Annotated in this window: 12 protein-coding genes; all 12 read right to left on the minus strand. The window is 66.9% G+C overall.

What is annotated here, in order from left to right; all coding sequences use genetic code 11:
• Positions 1-64: 64 nt before the first annotated feature.
• Positions 65-1,612 carry an aldehyde dehydrogenase (NADP(+)) gene (locus QUG01_RS01425; RefSeq protein WP_500828556.1) on the minus strand — a complete coding sequence of 516 codons (1,548 nt, stop codon included), beginning with the start codon at positions 1,610-1,612 and terminating at the stop codon, positions 65-67.
• Complete coding sequence (locus QUG01_RS01430; protein WP_500828557.1) at positions 1,609-2,988, minus strand: diaminobutyrate--2-oxoglutarate transaminase family protein; 1,380 nt, start codon at positions 2,986-2,988, stop codon at positions 1,609-1,611. Before QUG01_RS01430 ends, QUG01_RS01425 begins: the two co-directional genes overlap by 4 nt.
• Positions 2,989-3,054: 66 nt before the next feature.
• Positions 3,055-4,485 (minus strand): FAD-binding oxidoreductase, encoded by a 1,431-nt coding sequence (locus QUG01_RS01435; protein WP_500828558.1) that lies wholly within the window; start codon positions 4,483-4,485, stop codon positions 3,055-3,057.
• Positions 4,482-5,033: a hypothetical protein gene (locus QUG01_RS01440; RefSeq protein ID WP_500828559.1), complete on the minus strand. Its 552-nt coding sequence runs from the start codon at positions 5,031-5,033 to the stop codon at positions 4,482-4,484. Before QUG01_RS01440 ends, QUG01_RS01435 begins: the two co-directional genes overlap by 4 nt.
• A 63-nt stretch (positions 5,034-5,096) precedes the next feature.
• On the minus strand, positions 5,097-6,155 hold the full coding sequence (locus QUG01_RS01445) for a TauD/TfdA family dioxygenase (RefSeq protein WP_500828560.1): 1,059 nt from the start codon (positions 6,153-6,155) through the stop codon (positions 5,097-5,099).
• A 17-nt stretch (positions 6,156-6,172) separates the two neighbouring features.
• Positions 6,173-6,835: a class I SAM-dependent methyltransferase gene (locus QUG01_RS01450; RefSeq protein WP_500828561.1), complete on the minus strand. Its 663-nt coding sequence runs from the start codon at positions 6,833-6,835 to the stop codon at positions 6,173-6,175.
• A gap of 122 nt (positions 6,836-6,957) precedes the next feature.
• A complete protein-coding gene (locus tag QUG01_RS01455; protein ID WP_500828562.1) occupies positions 6,958-8,127 on the minus strand; it encodes a citrate/2-methylcitrate synthase in 1,170 nt (389 codons plus the stop codon).
• Complete coding sequence (locus QUG01_RS01460) at positions 8,096-9,976, minus strand: acyl-CoA dehydrogenase C-terminal domain-containing protein (protein WP_500828563.1); 1,881 nt, start codon at positions 9,974-9,976, stop codon at positions 8,096-8,098. Before QUG01_RS01460 ends, QUG01_RS01455 begins: the two co-directional genes overlap by 32 nt.
• Before the next feature lie 34 nt (positions 9,977-10,010).
• The gene (locus tag QUG01_RS01465; protein WP_500828564.1) at positions 10,011-10,997 is read right to left on the minus strand and encodes a 3-oxoacyl-[acyl-carrier-protein] synthase III C-terminal domain-containing protein; all 987 of its coding nucleotides are present in this window, start codon (positions 10,995-10,997) and stop codon (positions 10,011-10,013) included.
• Between the two features lie 4 nt (positions 10,998-11,001).
• Entirely contained in the window at positions 11,002-12,549 is a 1,548-nt protein-coding gene (locus QUG01_RS01470; protein WP_500828565.1) for an acyl-CoA ligase (AMP-forming), exosortase A system-associated, read from the minus strand.
• Positions 12,546-13,736, minus strand: coding sequence for a type III PLP-dependent enzyme domain-containing protein (locus tag QUG01_RS01475; protein WP_500828566.1), 1,191 nt, complete (start codon positions 13,734-13,736; stop codon positions 12,546-12,548). The genes QUG01_RS01470 and QUG01_RS01475 overlap by 4 nt, the downstream gene beginning before the upstream one ends.
• Positions 13,723-14,700, minus strand: coding sequence for a beta-ketoacyl-[acyl-carrier-protein] synthase family protein (locus QUG01_RS01480; protein WP_500828567.1), 978 nt, complete (start codon positions 14,698-14,700; stop codon positions 13,723-13,725). The genes QUG01_RS01475 and QUG01_RS01480 overlap by 14 nt, the downstream gene beginning before the upstream one ends.
• Positions 14,701-14,707: the final 7 nt, after the last annotated feature.

Raw genomic sequence — 14,707 nt, forward strand, 5'->3', positions numbered from 1 at the left:
TAGCAATCCACATCGTAGCGTGATCTGTTCTGCCAGCGACAAATGCGCTCTTGATCGACCATGTCTACCCCATCCCGAATCGTGCATCTTGCAGCGCCGGCGGAAGCAGCGGAGCGGGCATGTTCTGGTAGCACACGGGCCGTAAGAAGCGTGCCATCGCGCCGATGCCAACGGAAGTGCTTCGACTATCGGTGCACGCCGGGAATGGTCCGCCATGCACCATGGCGGGTGAGACTTCCACCCAGTTTGGAAAGCTGTTGGCGAGGATGCGGCCTGCGCGGGCCTCCAGCAGCGGCAGCAGTTCTCGCGCCAGCGGCAGATCGGCCTCATCAAGTTGCAGCGTGGCGGTGAGCTGGCCGTCCAGGCTGGCCACGATGGCAAATAGTTCTGCCAAATCGCGGCAGGCGACGATCAATCCGCAGGGACCGAACACCTCTTCGGCTAGTTCGGGCGCGGCGAGAAAGGTCGCGCCATCGGTCTCGAACAGCGTCAGCTGCGCTGCGTGCGGTCCTGGATTGGGCTGGCCTGTAGCCAGCTCTGCGACGCCGGGGATGTTGCGCAGCCGCTGCAAAGCGTTGTGGTAATTGCGGTGTATGCCCGGCGTCAGCATGGTTTCGGCTGGCTTGGACGCCGCTTTCACCGCGGCGGAATGTTGAAACCGCATCAGGGATTCGCCCTTCAGCGCCAGCAGCAGCGATGGACGGGTGCAGAACTGGCCTGCGTTCAAGGCCACAGCGTCCACCCAGCCAGCGGCCATATCCTCCGCGCGGTCCGCCAAGGCATGCGGCAAGAGCAGCACAGGGTTGATGCTGCCCATCTCTGCGAAAACGGGTATGGGTTTGGGGCGATGGGCGGCGGCGCGCAGCAGCGCCAATCCGCCAGCGCGCGATCCGGTGAAGGCTACGGCTTCTATGGCCGGGTGCGCGACCAGTTGCAGGCCGATGTCGTTGCCATCCCCGATCAGCAGCGAGAACACGCCTTCAGGCAGACCGCACTCGGCAACCGCTTGCTGAATGATGCGGCCGGTCAGCTCGGAAACGCCAGGGTGCGCCGGATGGGCTTTTGCCACCACAGGGCATCCTGCGGCCAGCGCGGCGGCGGTATCGCCGCCGGCCACCGAGAACGCCAGCGGGAAATTGCTGGCGCCGAACACGGCTACCGGGCCGATGGCGACGCGGCGCGCGCGCAAGTCTGGCTTGGGCGGCAAGCGGCCGGGCTGGCCCGGCTCCAGGCGCGGACCGGCGTCCAGTCCTTGCCGGGCGGCCAGGGCGAACTGGCGCAGTTGGCCGGCGGCGCGGCCGCGCTCCATGATGAGGCGCGCCGGAGACAATCCGGTTTCGCGGGCGGCGCGTTCCTGCAGCGCGCCGCCCTGCGCCTGCAGTCCGGCTGCGATGGCCTCCAGCAGCCGCGCCCGGGTTTCTCCGGAGCTGGCGCGGAATGTTGTAGCGGCTTCGCGCGCGAGCCGGCAGGCCCGCTCCACTTCCGGGTCCCCGCCGCAGCCGAACGCCGGCTCCAGTTTTTCCCCGCTGGCGGGGTCGATGGCGCGCAGCGTGCCAGACTGGCCATATACCGAGGCCCGTCCTATCAGCATTTCTCCACGAATCTCCATCATGACTGCAGCGCCTCGCGGATGGAGCGCTCCAGCTTGTCCATCGCCTCGTCCAGTTGGGCTTCCGTGATCACCAGCGGAGGCAGCAGCCGCAGCACGGCGGAATGGCGGCCGCCGGTTTCGATGATCAGGCCGTTGGCCAGGCAGCGTTTCTTGATGGCGCGCGCCAGCCCGCCGTCAGCCGGGCGGCTGCCCAGCGCATCTGCGGCCGCGGCCGGGCGGACGATTTCCACGCCCCACATCAGGCCGCGGCCGCGCACGTCGCCTATCACCGGTTGACGTTCCGCCAGCCCGCGCAGCGCCGCGCCCAGCTTTTCGCCATGAGCGCGGGCGCGGGCCACCAGCTGTTCGGATTGGATCACTTCCAGCGCGGCGGCGCCGGCCACCATGGCGATCTGATTGCCGCGGAAGGTGCCGGCGTGGGCGCCCGGCTGCCAAGCGTCATATTTCTCGTGGTACAGCAGCAGGGATAGCGGATAGCCGCCGCCCACCGCCTTGGAAATCACGATCGCGTCCGGCTCGATGCCTGCGTGCTCAAAGGCGAACATGTCGCCGGTGCGGCCGAATCCGGTCTGGATTTCGTCGATGATCAAGGGGATGTCCAGCCGCGCGGTGATATCGCGCAGACCGCGCAGCCAGCGCGCGGAGGCCGGAATCACGCCACCTTCGCCCTGGATCGCCTCGACGATCATCGCCGCTGGCTGGGTGATGCCGCTTTCCGGATCGCTCAGCATCCGCTCGATATAGGCCAGCGAGATGTCTTCGGCGCGCTCGCCGCCGACGCCGAATGGGCAGCGGTAGGCGTAGGGATAGGGCAGGAAGTGCACATCCGGCATCAGGGAGGCGACATGCCGCTTGGCGGTGAGGTTGCCGGTAAGCGCCAAGGCGCCGGCGGTCATGCCGTGATAAGCGCCGTGGAAGGCCAGCACCGTGCGGCGGCCAGTAGCGGTTTTGAACAGCTTCAGCGCAGCCTCCACCGCGTCCGCGCCGCTGGGGCCGCAGCTCTGGAAGCGGACGTGGCGGGCGAAGTCAGGCGGCAGGCATTCCAGCAATTTTTGCAGGAAGCGGTATTTGGTCGGCGTGGTGATGTCTAGCGCCTGGGCCACATGGCCGGACTGCAGGAATTCGATCACTTTCTGTTGCACCTGCGGATGGTTGTGGCCAGTGGCCAGCGTGCCGGCGCAGGACAGGCAGTCCAGGTATTCGCGGCCCGCGGCGTCAAAGACCTGGGCCAGGTGGCCCCGCTCGATGACCGTATCGATGGCGTTGGCGTAGGTGCGGGCGGAGGATTCGCGCGCCTTGACGAAGTCGTACATCTGTTTCCCATCATCGGTGTTTTGATGCGAGGCCGGGGCGTTGAGGCGTTCAGTCACGTTCATATGGCACCTTGTCTTGGTGGAGGGCGGTGGTCAGTCGTTTGGGCTTGCGAGGTTTGACGGCGACGCTTAGTCGTAGCGGTGGCGTCCCAGCGCCGCTGCCGGGTCTAATAGCCGTTGCAGTCCTGCGGCGAGGCCTTGCGCAACCTCTGTCGCGTGTTTGCGGTAAAAAGCCGCATTGAGCGGACCGACGCCATGCTCGGCGCTGAACGCGCCGCCGTGATCCGCCACCAGCCGGTACAGCGCGCTTTTCAGCATGGCCAGCCGCGCTGGGTTATAGTCTGCGGCGCATGCTCTGGGCAGCAAAACGATCAGGTGGCAGCCGCCATCTCCGAAGTGGCCGAAGTCGTACAAGCGCAGCGCCGGGTGTTCATCGGCCAGCCAGCGCTCGGCGGCGGCATGGAAGGCGGGCAGGCGGGAGCGCGGCAGGCCGACATCGAACGACAGCGGCAGGCCTTCCGCCGCCAAGGCCAGCGGCAGACTGTCGCGCAAAGCCCATAAGCTGTCCGGCCGGCCGAAGGCGGCGTCGATCAGCTGGCCGCGCTGCAGCAGCGTGGCCAGCAAGGTTTCAGCCTGCTCCTGCAACATGCTGTCCAGGCCCGGCATCGCGCTGGCGATTTCCACCAGCGCGTAGCAGCCGGCCGCGGACTCGGCCAAGGGGTGGCGCAAGGCTGGGAAGTGGCGCAGCGTGGCCATCAACGCCGATTCGCCCATCACCTCGAAAGCGGACAGCATCTCGCCGAAGCGCTGCTCGCAGGCGTCCAGAACATCCAGCGCCGCCGCCCGGCTGGGCAGCGCCGCGAGCAGCGTCAGCACGGAGGCGTCGCATCGTTTCAAGTCCCAGGCTGCCGCGGTGACCACGCCTAGCGCGCCGCCGCTGCCGACAAACAATTGTTTCAGATCGATTCCGGCATTGTGCTTGCGCAGCGGCGCGAGCAGGTCCAGCACGCTGCCCTGTTCGTCGGCCAGCACGATCTCCAGGCCCAGCAGATTGCGGCGGACGTCGCCGTGGCGCAGCAGCCGGCTGCCGCCGGTGTTCGCGCCGATCAGGCCGCCGATGGCCGGGTCGCTGCCCACGTCTATCGGCAGCCACAGGCCATGCGGCTCCAACACTCGGTTCAGCTCGGACAAGGCCATGCCGGCTTCTGCCACTGCGCTGCGATTGAGCGGGTCGAAGGCGCGCAGACGGCGCATTCTCGCCAGGGACAACACTACTTGGCGGCCGGAGCCGTCCGGCACCGCGCCGCCGACCAGGCCCGTGCGATTGCCTTGGGGCACCAGCCGAATGTGGTAGCGCACCGCGGCGCGCATCAACGCGCTGACCGTTGCGGTATCGTCCGGCAGCAGCACGGCGGCTGCCTGGCCGCGGCAGCTGGAGGCGTCCGCCTCGTATGGTTGGCAAGCCTCGCCGCGCAGCAGGGCGCCTGGCGGCAGCAGCTTGGCGGCATCGGCCAGGAAAGCCTCCAGGCCGGCGGCGGGGCCGAGCAGGGCGGCATTCATCGCGCTTCGCCCGCCAAGGCCAATTGCCGCGCCAGCCGGCCGCGGATCAGCAGCACAGCCAGCATGGGCGCCACGCCTCCCAGCATCGGGCTGTGGCGAAGCCAAAGCGCGACGGCGACGGCGATGCCGGCCGCCAGCAACAGCTGCGCCGATACGCGGCGCACCCGCTCCCGGTCAGGGTGCGGCTCCCCGATAAAACCCTGCGAAGAGAACAGCGTAGCGGCGAGGCCGATGGCAAACACCGAGGCCAGCGCCGGCGCGGCGCCGAAGCCGCGCCCCCACAGATCGACGGCGTCGGCCGAAGCCAGCGCCAGCAGCGCGCCGATCGCCAAGTAGAGATCAATGCCTAAGGCAATCCAGCTGCCGGCCCGCCGTTTCAACAGCCAGATCATATGCGGCAGCGCCAGGGCGCCGCCGGCCAGATAGGCATCCTGCCAGCGGATGCCGGCGGCGCCGGGACCAAAACGCCCCCACATCAGAAAGCAGATGGCCGGCGCGAAGGCCGCCGCATGGGCGAGATAGGAGCGTCCCAGCGTGGTGATGGACATGCGGATTTCCTCGTATGGCTATGCATGGACGCTCGCGCCGGGCGGCGGCGCGGGCGGAAACTCTCAGTCGAACAGCGCCACCTGGATGTCGCGGCTGCCCTTGAACGGGTTGCGGCCATGGGCGACAGCGATGTTGTCCAGCAGCAGCAAGTCGCCGCGCTGCCAGGGAAAGGCGATTTCCTCGGCATCCAGCGCGTCGTAGATTGGCGCGATCTCGTCCAGCGTGATCGGGGTGCCGTCGCCCAGTCTGACCTCATACGGTCGTGCCGGGCGGTCGCGGTACAGCAGACGGATATATTCATAGCCGGCCGCGCCCATCGAACGGGCGTTGTTGTGCTGGGTGCTTAGCTGGTTGAACCAGATGTCCTCGCCGGTTTCCGGGTGGCGCGCGGTGGCGCCGCCCGTGTGCGACACGGTCAGGCTGCCGTCGTCCAGCCAGCGGAAACTCAGGTTGGTCTCGCGGCACAGCTGTTCCACCCGCGCCGGGTCATCGCTCTGGAACACATCGTCCCAGGGGCGGTGGTATTCGCGCATGGTGGAGTTCTTTAGTTCGCCGTCCTGGCTGGGGCGGCGAAAATTACGCAGGTACTGGATGCCGCTTTGGCGGAAGCGCTCGATCAGCGCCGGCGGCAGCCGCCGCGTCACCGCGCGCATGTCGCAAATGATGGTTTCGCCGCCGCTTTCCGACGGCTGTTTGCAGAAGAAGGCCAGTTTGCGCGGATACTGCGCCATATAGGCCTTTTCCTGATGCAGCCCTATCTTCAGCGAGGCGGGAATCCGTGTGGACTCATATACCTTGCCGTCGATATTGCGGCGCGGCGTGGCGCCGCCGATGTAGCCGAAGGCATGTTCCGGATACAGCTGGGCGATGGTCTGGAAGTCAGCGGTATCCCTCAGCGCGAAGCCGCGCAGCAGCACGCTGCCGAAGGCGAGCAGCGCCTGGTCCAGCACGGGCTGTTGGTTGCGGTACCAGTCGGCGAATGCCGCCGCGTTGGAACGCAAGGTCTCGTCCAGCGGCGTGATCAACAGCGGCATGCGCCACGGCGACAGCGGTCGGCAGGCCACCCTGGCGGTGCCCAGCGCGTGTTGAAAGCGCAGCGCCTGATCGGCGGCGTGTTCCATCGTCATCTCCTCGGTTTTCAGACCGCCAGCGGTTTGCGGATCAGGATTTCGAAGCCGAGCGCGCCCATGCCGGCGCTTGGGCTGGTCACGGCGCAGCAGTCGGCCAAGCCGGCCTCCGCCACCAAGGCGCGCGCCTCGGCCAGCGTGACTTTTTCCTCGACATGGGTGGGCGGGTAGCCTACGGCCGCGCGCATCTGTGTGAACTTCTCCAATAATGCCGGGGAGACATCGCGGCGCATGTCGTGGACCAAGCCGACGCCGCCTGGCTGCAGCACGCGGTACATTTCGGTCAGGCTCTTGATCTTGTCGGGCAGGTGGTGCAGCGTGGCGCGGCTGACCGCCATCGCCAGGCTGGCGTCGGCGAAGGGCAGGTTTTGCGCGTCGCCCACTTTCAGTTCGATGACGCCGTCCAGGCCGAGATCGGCAATGCGCGGGCGGCCTCCCTCCAGCATGGTTTCATCCAGATCCAGGCCGATGAAGCGCCAGTTCTTGAATACCGGGTCGGCCGCCAGGCGTACCGGCACCACGGCGGTGGCGGTGCCGATGTCCACCAGCGCGCCGGGCGCCATGTCCCGGGCCAACTGGCGGATGCGGGTGACGAACAGCACATCCCACGGCTCCAGCGCTTGAGAGGCGAAACGGTCGTATTCGTCCGCCGGCCGAAGATTTTTCAGTAGCATTGAGTTTCTCCATAAATTAAAAGCAGGATGGCGAGAGGCCGAAGCAAGGACTGAGGCAAGCGCGCCGCCGCGGACAGTTCGATTGCGCAAGGCGCACCAGGCCTTTACCTGGTCACGATTTTTTACAGCCAACCCACCGGCACGGTAGCCAGCAGCTTTCGCGCGGCCTTGCTGTTGACGCCAAAAGCCGGGCGGTCGCGGCGTTCTATCGCATGCGCCACCATCGCGGCCACGCGGGCGCACAATCCCAGGCCCACGCCCCAGCGCGGCTCTGTCACCCCAAGGTCAAGCAGGCTGGCGGCGGTGATGAAATCGATGTTGGGACGCAACCCTTTGCGCTCCAGCGCGCGGCGGCAGGCGAGGTCGAACAGCCGAATGTAGGCGCCGCCGAACCCCCATTGCGTGTACAGGGCCCGGATGTGCGGCGGGCGCGGATCTTCGACGAACAGCGGGTGGCCAAAGCCGAACAACAACTGGCCGGGCGAATCCAGCGCGCGGTCTACCGCCGCGAACACGGCGTCGTCGCTAGCGTCCGGGCCTATGTCTTTCAGCCAGGCCAGCGCCTCCTCGGCCGCGCCCACATGTTTGGGGCCGCTGGCCATGAAGCCGGCCGCCACCGCCTGCGGCAGGGTAACGCCAGTGCCGATGGCGGTGCGCGGCACCAGCACGGTCGGCGTGATGTAGCCGAAGCCGGCGTGCCAGGCCACCAGCAGCGCATCGATGGCGCGCAGCGCGGCAGGGTCGCGGTGGGCGGCGCCCATCGCCGACAACACCCGTTCCGCGTGACTCTCGCCGCAGGCGGGGCCGGCGCCGAGCGCGGTCGCCAGAAAAACCGGCGCGCAAGCCATGCACACCAAACCTTGGATAAAGTCATCCCCATCCGGCAGGCCATGCGCGGCAGCCTCGGCGCGGACAACCCGCTCCAGCGCGGAAAGGTCGGCAAGGAATCCGCAGGCGGCGGCCTGCACCATGCCGGCGCCGCAATCCGCCACGGCGCGAATGCCGTTCAATACCGCTTGGCCTGGGAGCGCGGCGGTGGCGGCGGCCAGCGCCGCGTCCACCGCGAGAGCCGCCTCGGGCTTGGGCATGTCGCCGAACCACAGCCGCCACAGCGCGCGGGAGAAATCGATGCTGCCTATCAGTTCGTTCAGATTGCTGCCGCGCACCCACAGGCCCTCGTTCGGCTCTATGGTGGCCCCGTCGATATCCGTGCCGCGGTACAGCGTGCGGGAGCCGCCGAACAGCGATTGCGGCTTTGCCTCAGACGGCGGCGGCGAGACGGTTTGCGTCATGGCTTTCCTCCTGGGCGAGTTCGGCTAGGGAGACGGCGATAGCGGCCTCAGACAGGTTGGCAATCACCTGCTTGTGCTGATGCACCGTGGGCAGGATGTTGGCGAAGAAGTAGCGGGCAGTCTTGAGCTTGCCGTGGTAGAAGGCAGCCTCGCGCTCATCCTGGCCGCGGGCAAGCGCCTCGGTCGCCAGCGCGGCGCTTTCCAGCAAAGTCCAGCCGCAGACGGTGTAGCCGAGCATCTCAAGAAAACGGGTGTAGAACTGGCTGCTTTCCTGCGTGCGGCCCTCGCTGACCGCCTCGCCCAAGCGGGACAGCGATTGCTCGACCGCGGCCATGGCCGCGTCCAGCTGCAACAGCAGCAAGGCGAGCGAGGGGTCGGCGTTGCCGCTGGCAAGGAAGGCGTCCAGCTCCTCGCGCAGGTATTTGATCAGCCGGGAATTGCGTCCGAAACCCAGCTTGTCGCGCACCAGGTCCTGCGCCTGGATGTAGTTGGTGCCTTCCCAGATCGACAGGATTTTCACGTCGCGCGCGTTCTGCTCCACCGGATAGGCGTCGGTATAACCGATGCCGCCATGCACCTGGATGGCCAGCTCGCAGATCTTCCACGCCTGGTCGGAGACGAAGGCTTTGCATACCGGCGTGAGCAGTTGGACCAGTTTGCGTTGCTTCTCCACCCGCATGTCGTCCGGCGCGGCTTCGGCCTCCAGCGCGAAGGCTTCGGTGGAGGCGGCGGTGAGCTTGCCGAGGAGGCCGCGGCAGCCCTCCACTCTGGCCTTCATTTCCAGCAGCATGCGCTGGATGTCGCCATGCTCGGCTATCGGCAGGCTGGGCGCGGCATGGTCCGAGGTGCGTTCAATGGCGCGGCCCTGGCGGCGTTTGCCGGCGAATTCGACCGAGTGCAGGTAGGCGGAGGAGGCGAGGCCCAGACCGATCACCGCGGTGCTGATGCGGGCCTGATTCATCAGCGGAATCAGTTGCAACAGGCCGGCGTTCTTGCGGTTGCCCAGCAGCACGCCGCGCGTGACGCCTTTGCGGCCGAATACCAAGCGGGTGTTGGCGCAGCCTTTCAGGCCCATTTTTACCGGCAATTCGGCGCACTCGACGAAATTTTCCTCGAGTTCGCCGCTTTCCGGGTTAGGCCAGTAGCGCGGCACCAGCAGGCAGGACAAAGAATAGGAGCCGCTGCTGCTATTGCCCAAGCGGCCGAGCACGAAGTACACGGTGTTGTCGGTGAGGCTGTGCATGCCGGCGGAAATGAATACCTTCTCGCCGGTCACCGCATAGACGCCTTCCTGTTCCAGCGGTTCGGCCTGGGTTTTGACCGCTGTCAGGTCGCTGCCGGCTTGCGCTTCGGTGGCGCAGAAGCAGGCGTCCCACTCATGGCGCTGCAGCTTATCCAGATAGGTGGCTTTCTGCTCCGGCGTGCCATGCAGACGGAACAGCTTGATTGCGGGCAGGTTGAAGCCGCCGTAGGTCATGAAGGCAGGATTGGCCCCCATGAACATTTCCTGGATGGTCTGGCGGACGATGGGCGGCAGCGCCGGGCGGTGTACGTCGCCCGCATTGCCCAGCACCGGCACCCATTCCTGCTTGTAACGCTGCCACAGCGCATGGAATTCACTGGGAATCACGACCTCGCCGTTGGCCAGCAAACGGCACTCCTGCCGGTCGGAGGCCTGATAGGCGCGTCCCAACTCCAGCGCGAACTCGCGGGCCTGGTCCAGCAGGCGGTCGTAGTGGGCGCGGTCCTTATCGTTGAATGGCGGCCGCGACAGGAATTGGCGTTCCGTCCGGTTTTGTTCCCACAGGAAGAAGCGCAGCTCGCGCAGGCTGACTTTGTAAGCGGACATATCGGTTCCCGTTATTGAAAATGGCGCCGCAGCTTCAGGCCGCGGCGGAAATCTGCGCCACCATGGCGCCGGACATGCCGCACAGCGCGGCATCCCACAGCAGGGCGGTGGCCTGTTGACCGGGCTGCAGCGAGGCGCGCAGCCGTTGCAGCGCCAGCAGTGGGTCGGCGCTGGATAAGTGGCCGCCTTCCCGCGCCATGCGGCGCGCCGGGGCGATGCCCAATTCGTCTCCGACGCGGTTGACGAATTCGTCGGCAAAACCGGCGGGCAGCATCCATTCGATGTCGGCCGGCCGCATGCGCGCCTTGTCCAGCGCCGCGCGCGCCGCCAGGATGGCTTGCGGCAGCAGCCGGTCGGCCAAGTCGTTGGGCGTGAGCGCCCATGGGTTGGCAATGGCCTCGCCATAGTCGACGGCATGGGCATGGATGCTTCCCCAGCCATCGCCGTCGCGACTGTCCAGCAGCATGGCCGCGGCGCCGTCGCCGTAGGCCACCAGGTCGCCCCAGGCGCGGAAGAACGGATAAAGCCATTTGTCGGTGGCCACCAGCAGCACGCTGGCGCCCTGATGGCAAAGCGCCTCCACCAGCGTCAGCGCGTTGTAGACGCCGGCGGTGCCGGACTGGCCGACGGCGAAGGGAAGCGCTTCGTCCAGGCCCAGCGCGTGCTGGATACGTCCCGCCACCGATTCGTTGATGCGTTGGTTCAGCGAGGCATTGGCGACGACGATGTGAGTGACGGCAGCCAGATCTTCGGCGGAAGTCTGCTCGCGCAGACTGGCGACTGCCTGCAGCGCCAGGTCGGCGTGGCTCAGCTGGGCGCTGGCTACCGGCAGCGAAGCCGGCGCGCCCGGCATCAGCCGCAGGGTTTCCGCTTCGTCCAGCTTGCCCTTGCCGCGCGGCAGGGCGTAGGCGGCGGACGGGAACAACAGGTGGCCGTAGCCAAGATTGCGTTCTGCGGCCTGCACGCCGTGAAAGGCGGCGCGATCCGGTACGGAGGAGGCGATGGCGCGGATTCTGAGCATGGCGTCACCCTTTCATGGTGGAAGGAGAGGCGAACAGGCCGGAGAACTGCTGCTTCAGTTGCTTGCGGTCTATCTTGCCGTTGGGGTTGCGCGGCAGCGGCTCGGCATGGAAGGACAGATGATGCGGCACCATATAGCCGGGCAAGCGCTCGCGGCATAGCCGGATCAGCTCGCCCTCGGCCACGCCGGCAACGCCGTGCAGGCTGACCACCACCGCCTCGCCCAACATGGGGTGCGGCACGCCGTAGGCGGCGGCTTCATGGACGCCGTCCAAGGCGAACAGGATTTCTTCTACCTCAGTAGGACTGACGCGATAGCCGGAGGTCTTGATCATGTCGTCGCCGCGCGCCACGAAGTACAGATAGCCCTCGTCGTCGCGATAGACGATGTCGCCGGACCACACGGCGGTTTCCTGCCGCGGAATCTGGCCATGCACGCCCGGCCAAGGCCGAAAACGGTGGGCGGTCAGTTCCGGGTCGTTCCAGTAGCCCAGCGTGACGAAGGCGCCGCGGTGCACCAGCTCGCCCGGCTCGCCCGGCGCGCATTCGCTGCCATCAGGCCGCAGCACGCGGATGTCGGCGTTGGGCACCGCCTTGCCGATGGAGCTGGGGCGGGCGACGGCGTCTTCCGGTTGCAGATAGGTGGAGCGGAAGGCCTCGGTCAGTCCGTACATCAGATAAGGCCTGGCCTGCGGAAAGGCCAGCCGCAGCTTGTCCAGCAGCGGGCCGGGCATGTGGCCGCCGGTGTTGGCGAAGCGGCGCACGCGCGCGCCGGTGGCCGGCGGCCAGTTGGCGGCCATCAGCTGCATCCACAGCGGCGGCACCCCAGTGATGGTGGTGACGCCATGGCTTTCGCAGAAGGCCGGCACTTCGCTTGCCTGCAGGAAGTCCAGCGGGGCGTAGCAGGCGGCGCTCGCCAGCGCGGTGGTCAACTGGCTGAGGCCGGCATCGAAGCTCAGCGGCAGGATGCCGAGGATCACATCGCGCTCATCCAGACCCAGGTAGGCCGATACGCTGTCGGCGCCGGACACCAGATTGCGCTGCGACAGCACCACGCCCTTGGGCCGGCCGGTAGAGCCGGAGGTATAGAGGATGGCGGCCGGGTCGTTATCCGTCACTTCCGGCGCGGGGGCATCCAGGATGGTGCCGGGCAACGCTTCCAGCTGCCAGGCATCCAGCGGCAGCCCATCCAGCGCTTCGCCCAGCCGTTTCAGCCTGGCGCCGGTGCTGATCAGAAGCCGCGCGCCGCTGTCAGTAAGAATGTGGCGCAGCTGGGCAGGCTTCAGTTGCGGGTTGACCGGCACCAGAATGGCGCCGCGGGCGTTGACCGCCAGCATCATGGCTACGCAGTCGTATTGCTTACCGGCATAGATGGCGACGCGGTCGCCAGCCTGGATGTCGGCGGCGGCGAGCCGAGCGGCGTGGATGCGTGTATCGCTCAGCAACTGGGTGTAAGTGGCGCGGATGGCGTTCTGGGCGAAAGCGGGACGTTCGCCGTGGCGCAGCGCGCTCAGTTGCAGCAGGTGGTAGAGGCTGATGCGGGCGCGATTCATGCGGTCTCTCCCGACTGATGGATGAAGGCGCCCGCCGCGCCCAGCGACAGAAAGCCGCTGACGCTGTAGCTGGGGTGGTAGGCGCCGCATTGTTCGAAAATCACCATGTCGCCGACAGACGGCGCGGCGACGGGAGCAGGTTGCCAGCCGATGACGTCCGCTCGGCTGCAGGTGCTGCCGACGTACTTCACCGGAAGCACGGGCGCGCCATCGGCGGCGGCTTGGCGGCGCAGCAGGCGCGGGCGGGCGTATTTCTTGATTGCCGACTCGGTGCGCGCCAGCAGGAAGTTGTGGCTGAGCCCGCCGTCGCATACGGCCACACAGTGGCCGTCCAGCGTTTTTACCGCCCGTATCCGGGTGGCGAACAGCCCGGCGCCTGCAAAGATGCCGCGGCCGGACTCGTGCGCCAGCTGGAAGGTCTGGCGCAGCGGCGCCAGCCGTTGCCGGTAGGCGGCGAACAGGTCTTCGTTTTCATGACAGCGTTCGCCAAAGCCGCCGCCGCAGTTGAGCATTTCAATCGGTGCGCCGGTCATGCGGGCGATGTCGGCGGCGAATGCGGCCAGCGCGTGAGTCAGGTCGGCCGAATCGCCGCCGCTGTCATCCACGCGGAACTGGTGCGAACCGGCAAAGCTGTGCAGGCCTATCACCGGCACGTCTGCGCGCGTAAGCGCCGCAGCGGCCAGCATGGCTTCGCGCGGACTCATGCCGAAATGGTCGGCGGCTTCGCGGCGTTTGCCAGGCATCAGTTCGGCTGCGTTCAGCCGCAAGATGGTCTGCGGCGCATGCTGCTTGCCCAGCACCGCGGCCAGCCGCTCGGCCTGGCACAGGCTGTCAATGATGAAGACGCAGCGCGAGGCCAAGGCGGCGCGCATGAAGGTCTCGTCCATGGACGGGTTATTGACGTACTTGACGGCGGATATGCGGCCGACGGCAAGATCGAGTTCGCCCAGGCTGGCCAGTTCCACGCCATCGACAAAACCGTGTCCGCAGCGTATCAGCAGCTCCAGGTTGGAATTGGCTTTCAGCGAGACGATCAGCCGGCTGTCCAGCAACTCGCGCAGCTTGCGGTAGCGCGCCAGGACGATGGCGGGATCGAATACATAGCCGGGCGTCTTGGCCTCCCACAGCCATTGCAGGGCGGAGTCGTCTTCCGGCAGCGGAATAGAAAGTGGCTCAATGCGCGTCATGGCGATCCACCGGGTGCAGGGTGAGGGCGGAGAAGGCGCCGCTGTTGGATTGGGTCACGCTGATCAAGTGGCGGCCCGCATCCACTTCGGCCAGGCCGAAGTCGGCCAGATTCACCGCCAGGTCCGAGCAGCAGGCATGCCCCTTTCGCAGGATGTTGTCGGCGCGCAGGATGTCCAGCGGGATGTCCATCGCCTTGCAGATGGATATCCAGCCTTTGTGGTCGGAGTTGTGCGGCAGCAGGCAGCCGTAGTCTTCCAGGGCCACGCCGCTGTCGGCCACCGCCTGCTGCATCACCTTGCGGGTGTAATGCCATTCCAGGTTGATCATGTCGCGTTCCACCGCGGCGTTGGTGTCCGAACCCTGGTGCCATTTGCCGTAGTTGCGCAGCGACAGCGCGCCGATGCGGTTTCGCCGGCAATTACGGCTGATCAGCAGACAAGCCGCGCCGTCGCTCTGGATGCCCGACATCTGACGCAGGCGGAAGCGTTCGCCATAGACGCGGTCGACGGAGACAACGACGGCATGGCGCAGCTCGGCATGGCTGGCCATCAACGCGCCGGCCAAATGGATCGCCGCCGCATTGGACGAGCAGTTCAACTGATTGACCGAACCGGCCCACAGCGGGCGGATGCCGAAGCGCGACACCAGTTCCAGCGGCAGGCTGCGCGGCGCGGCCGGCACGCTGAACAATTGGGTGTGCACATGGATCACCGCGCCGATGTCGGCCGGGTGCAGGCCGGTTTGGTCGAACAGCCGAGCCATCGCGCGCTCGGCCAGCTCGACCTCGCTGATGTCCGGCGCGGCGTGGAAGTGGCGGCAGCCGGAGCGGACGATGGCCTGGACCCGGGCGTCCGGCCAATGGTGCGGACCGGCCCAGGCCTCAATGTCCTGCAGTTCGCCGGGGAAGTGGTAGGCGGCAGCCTCTATGCCCATTTGGACCGGAATGCTGGCGGTGCTTGTCATGCTTTCT

It is taken from the genome of Chromobacterium sp. CCUG 76385 (assembly GCF_059916625.1).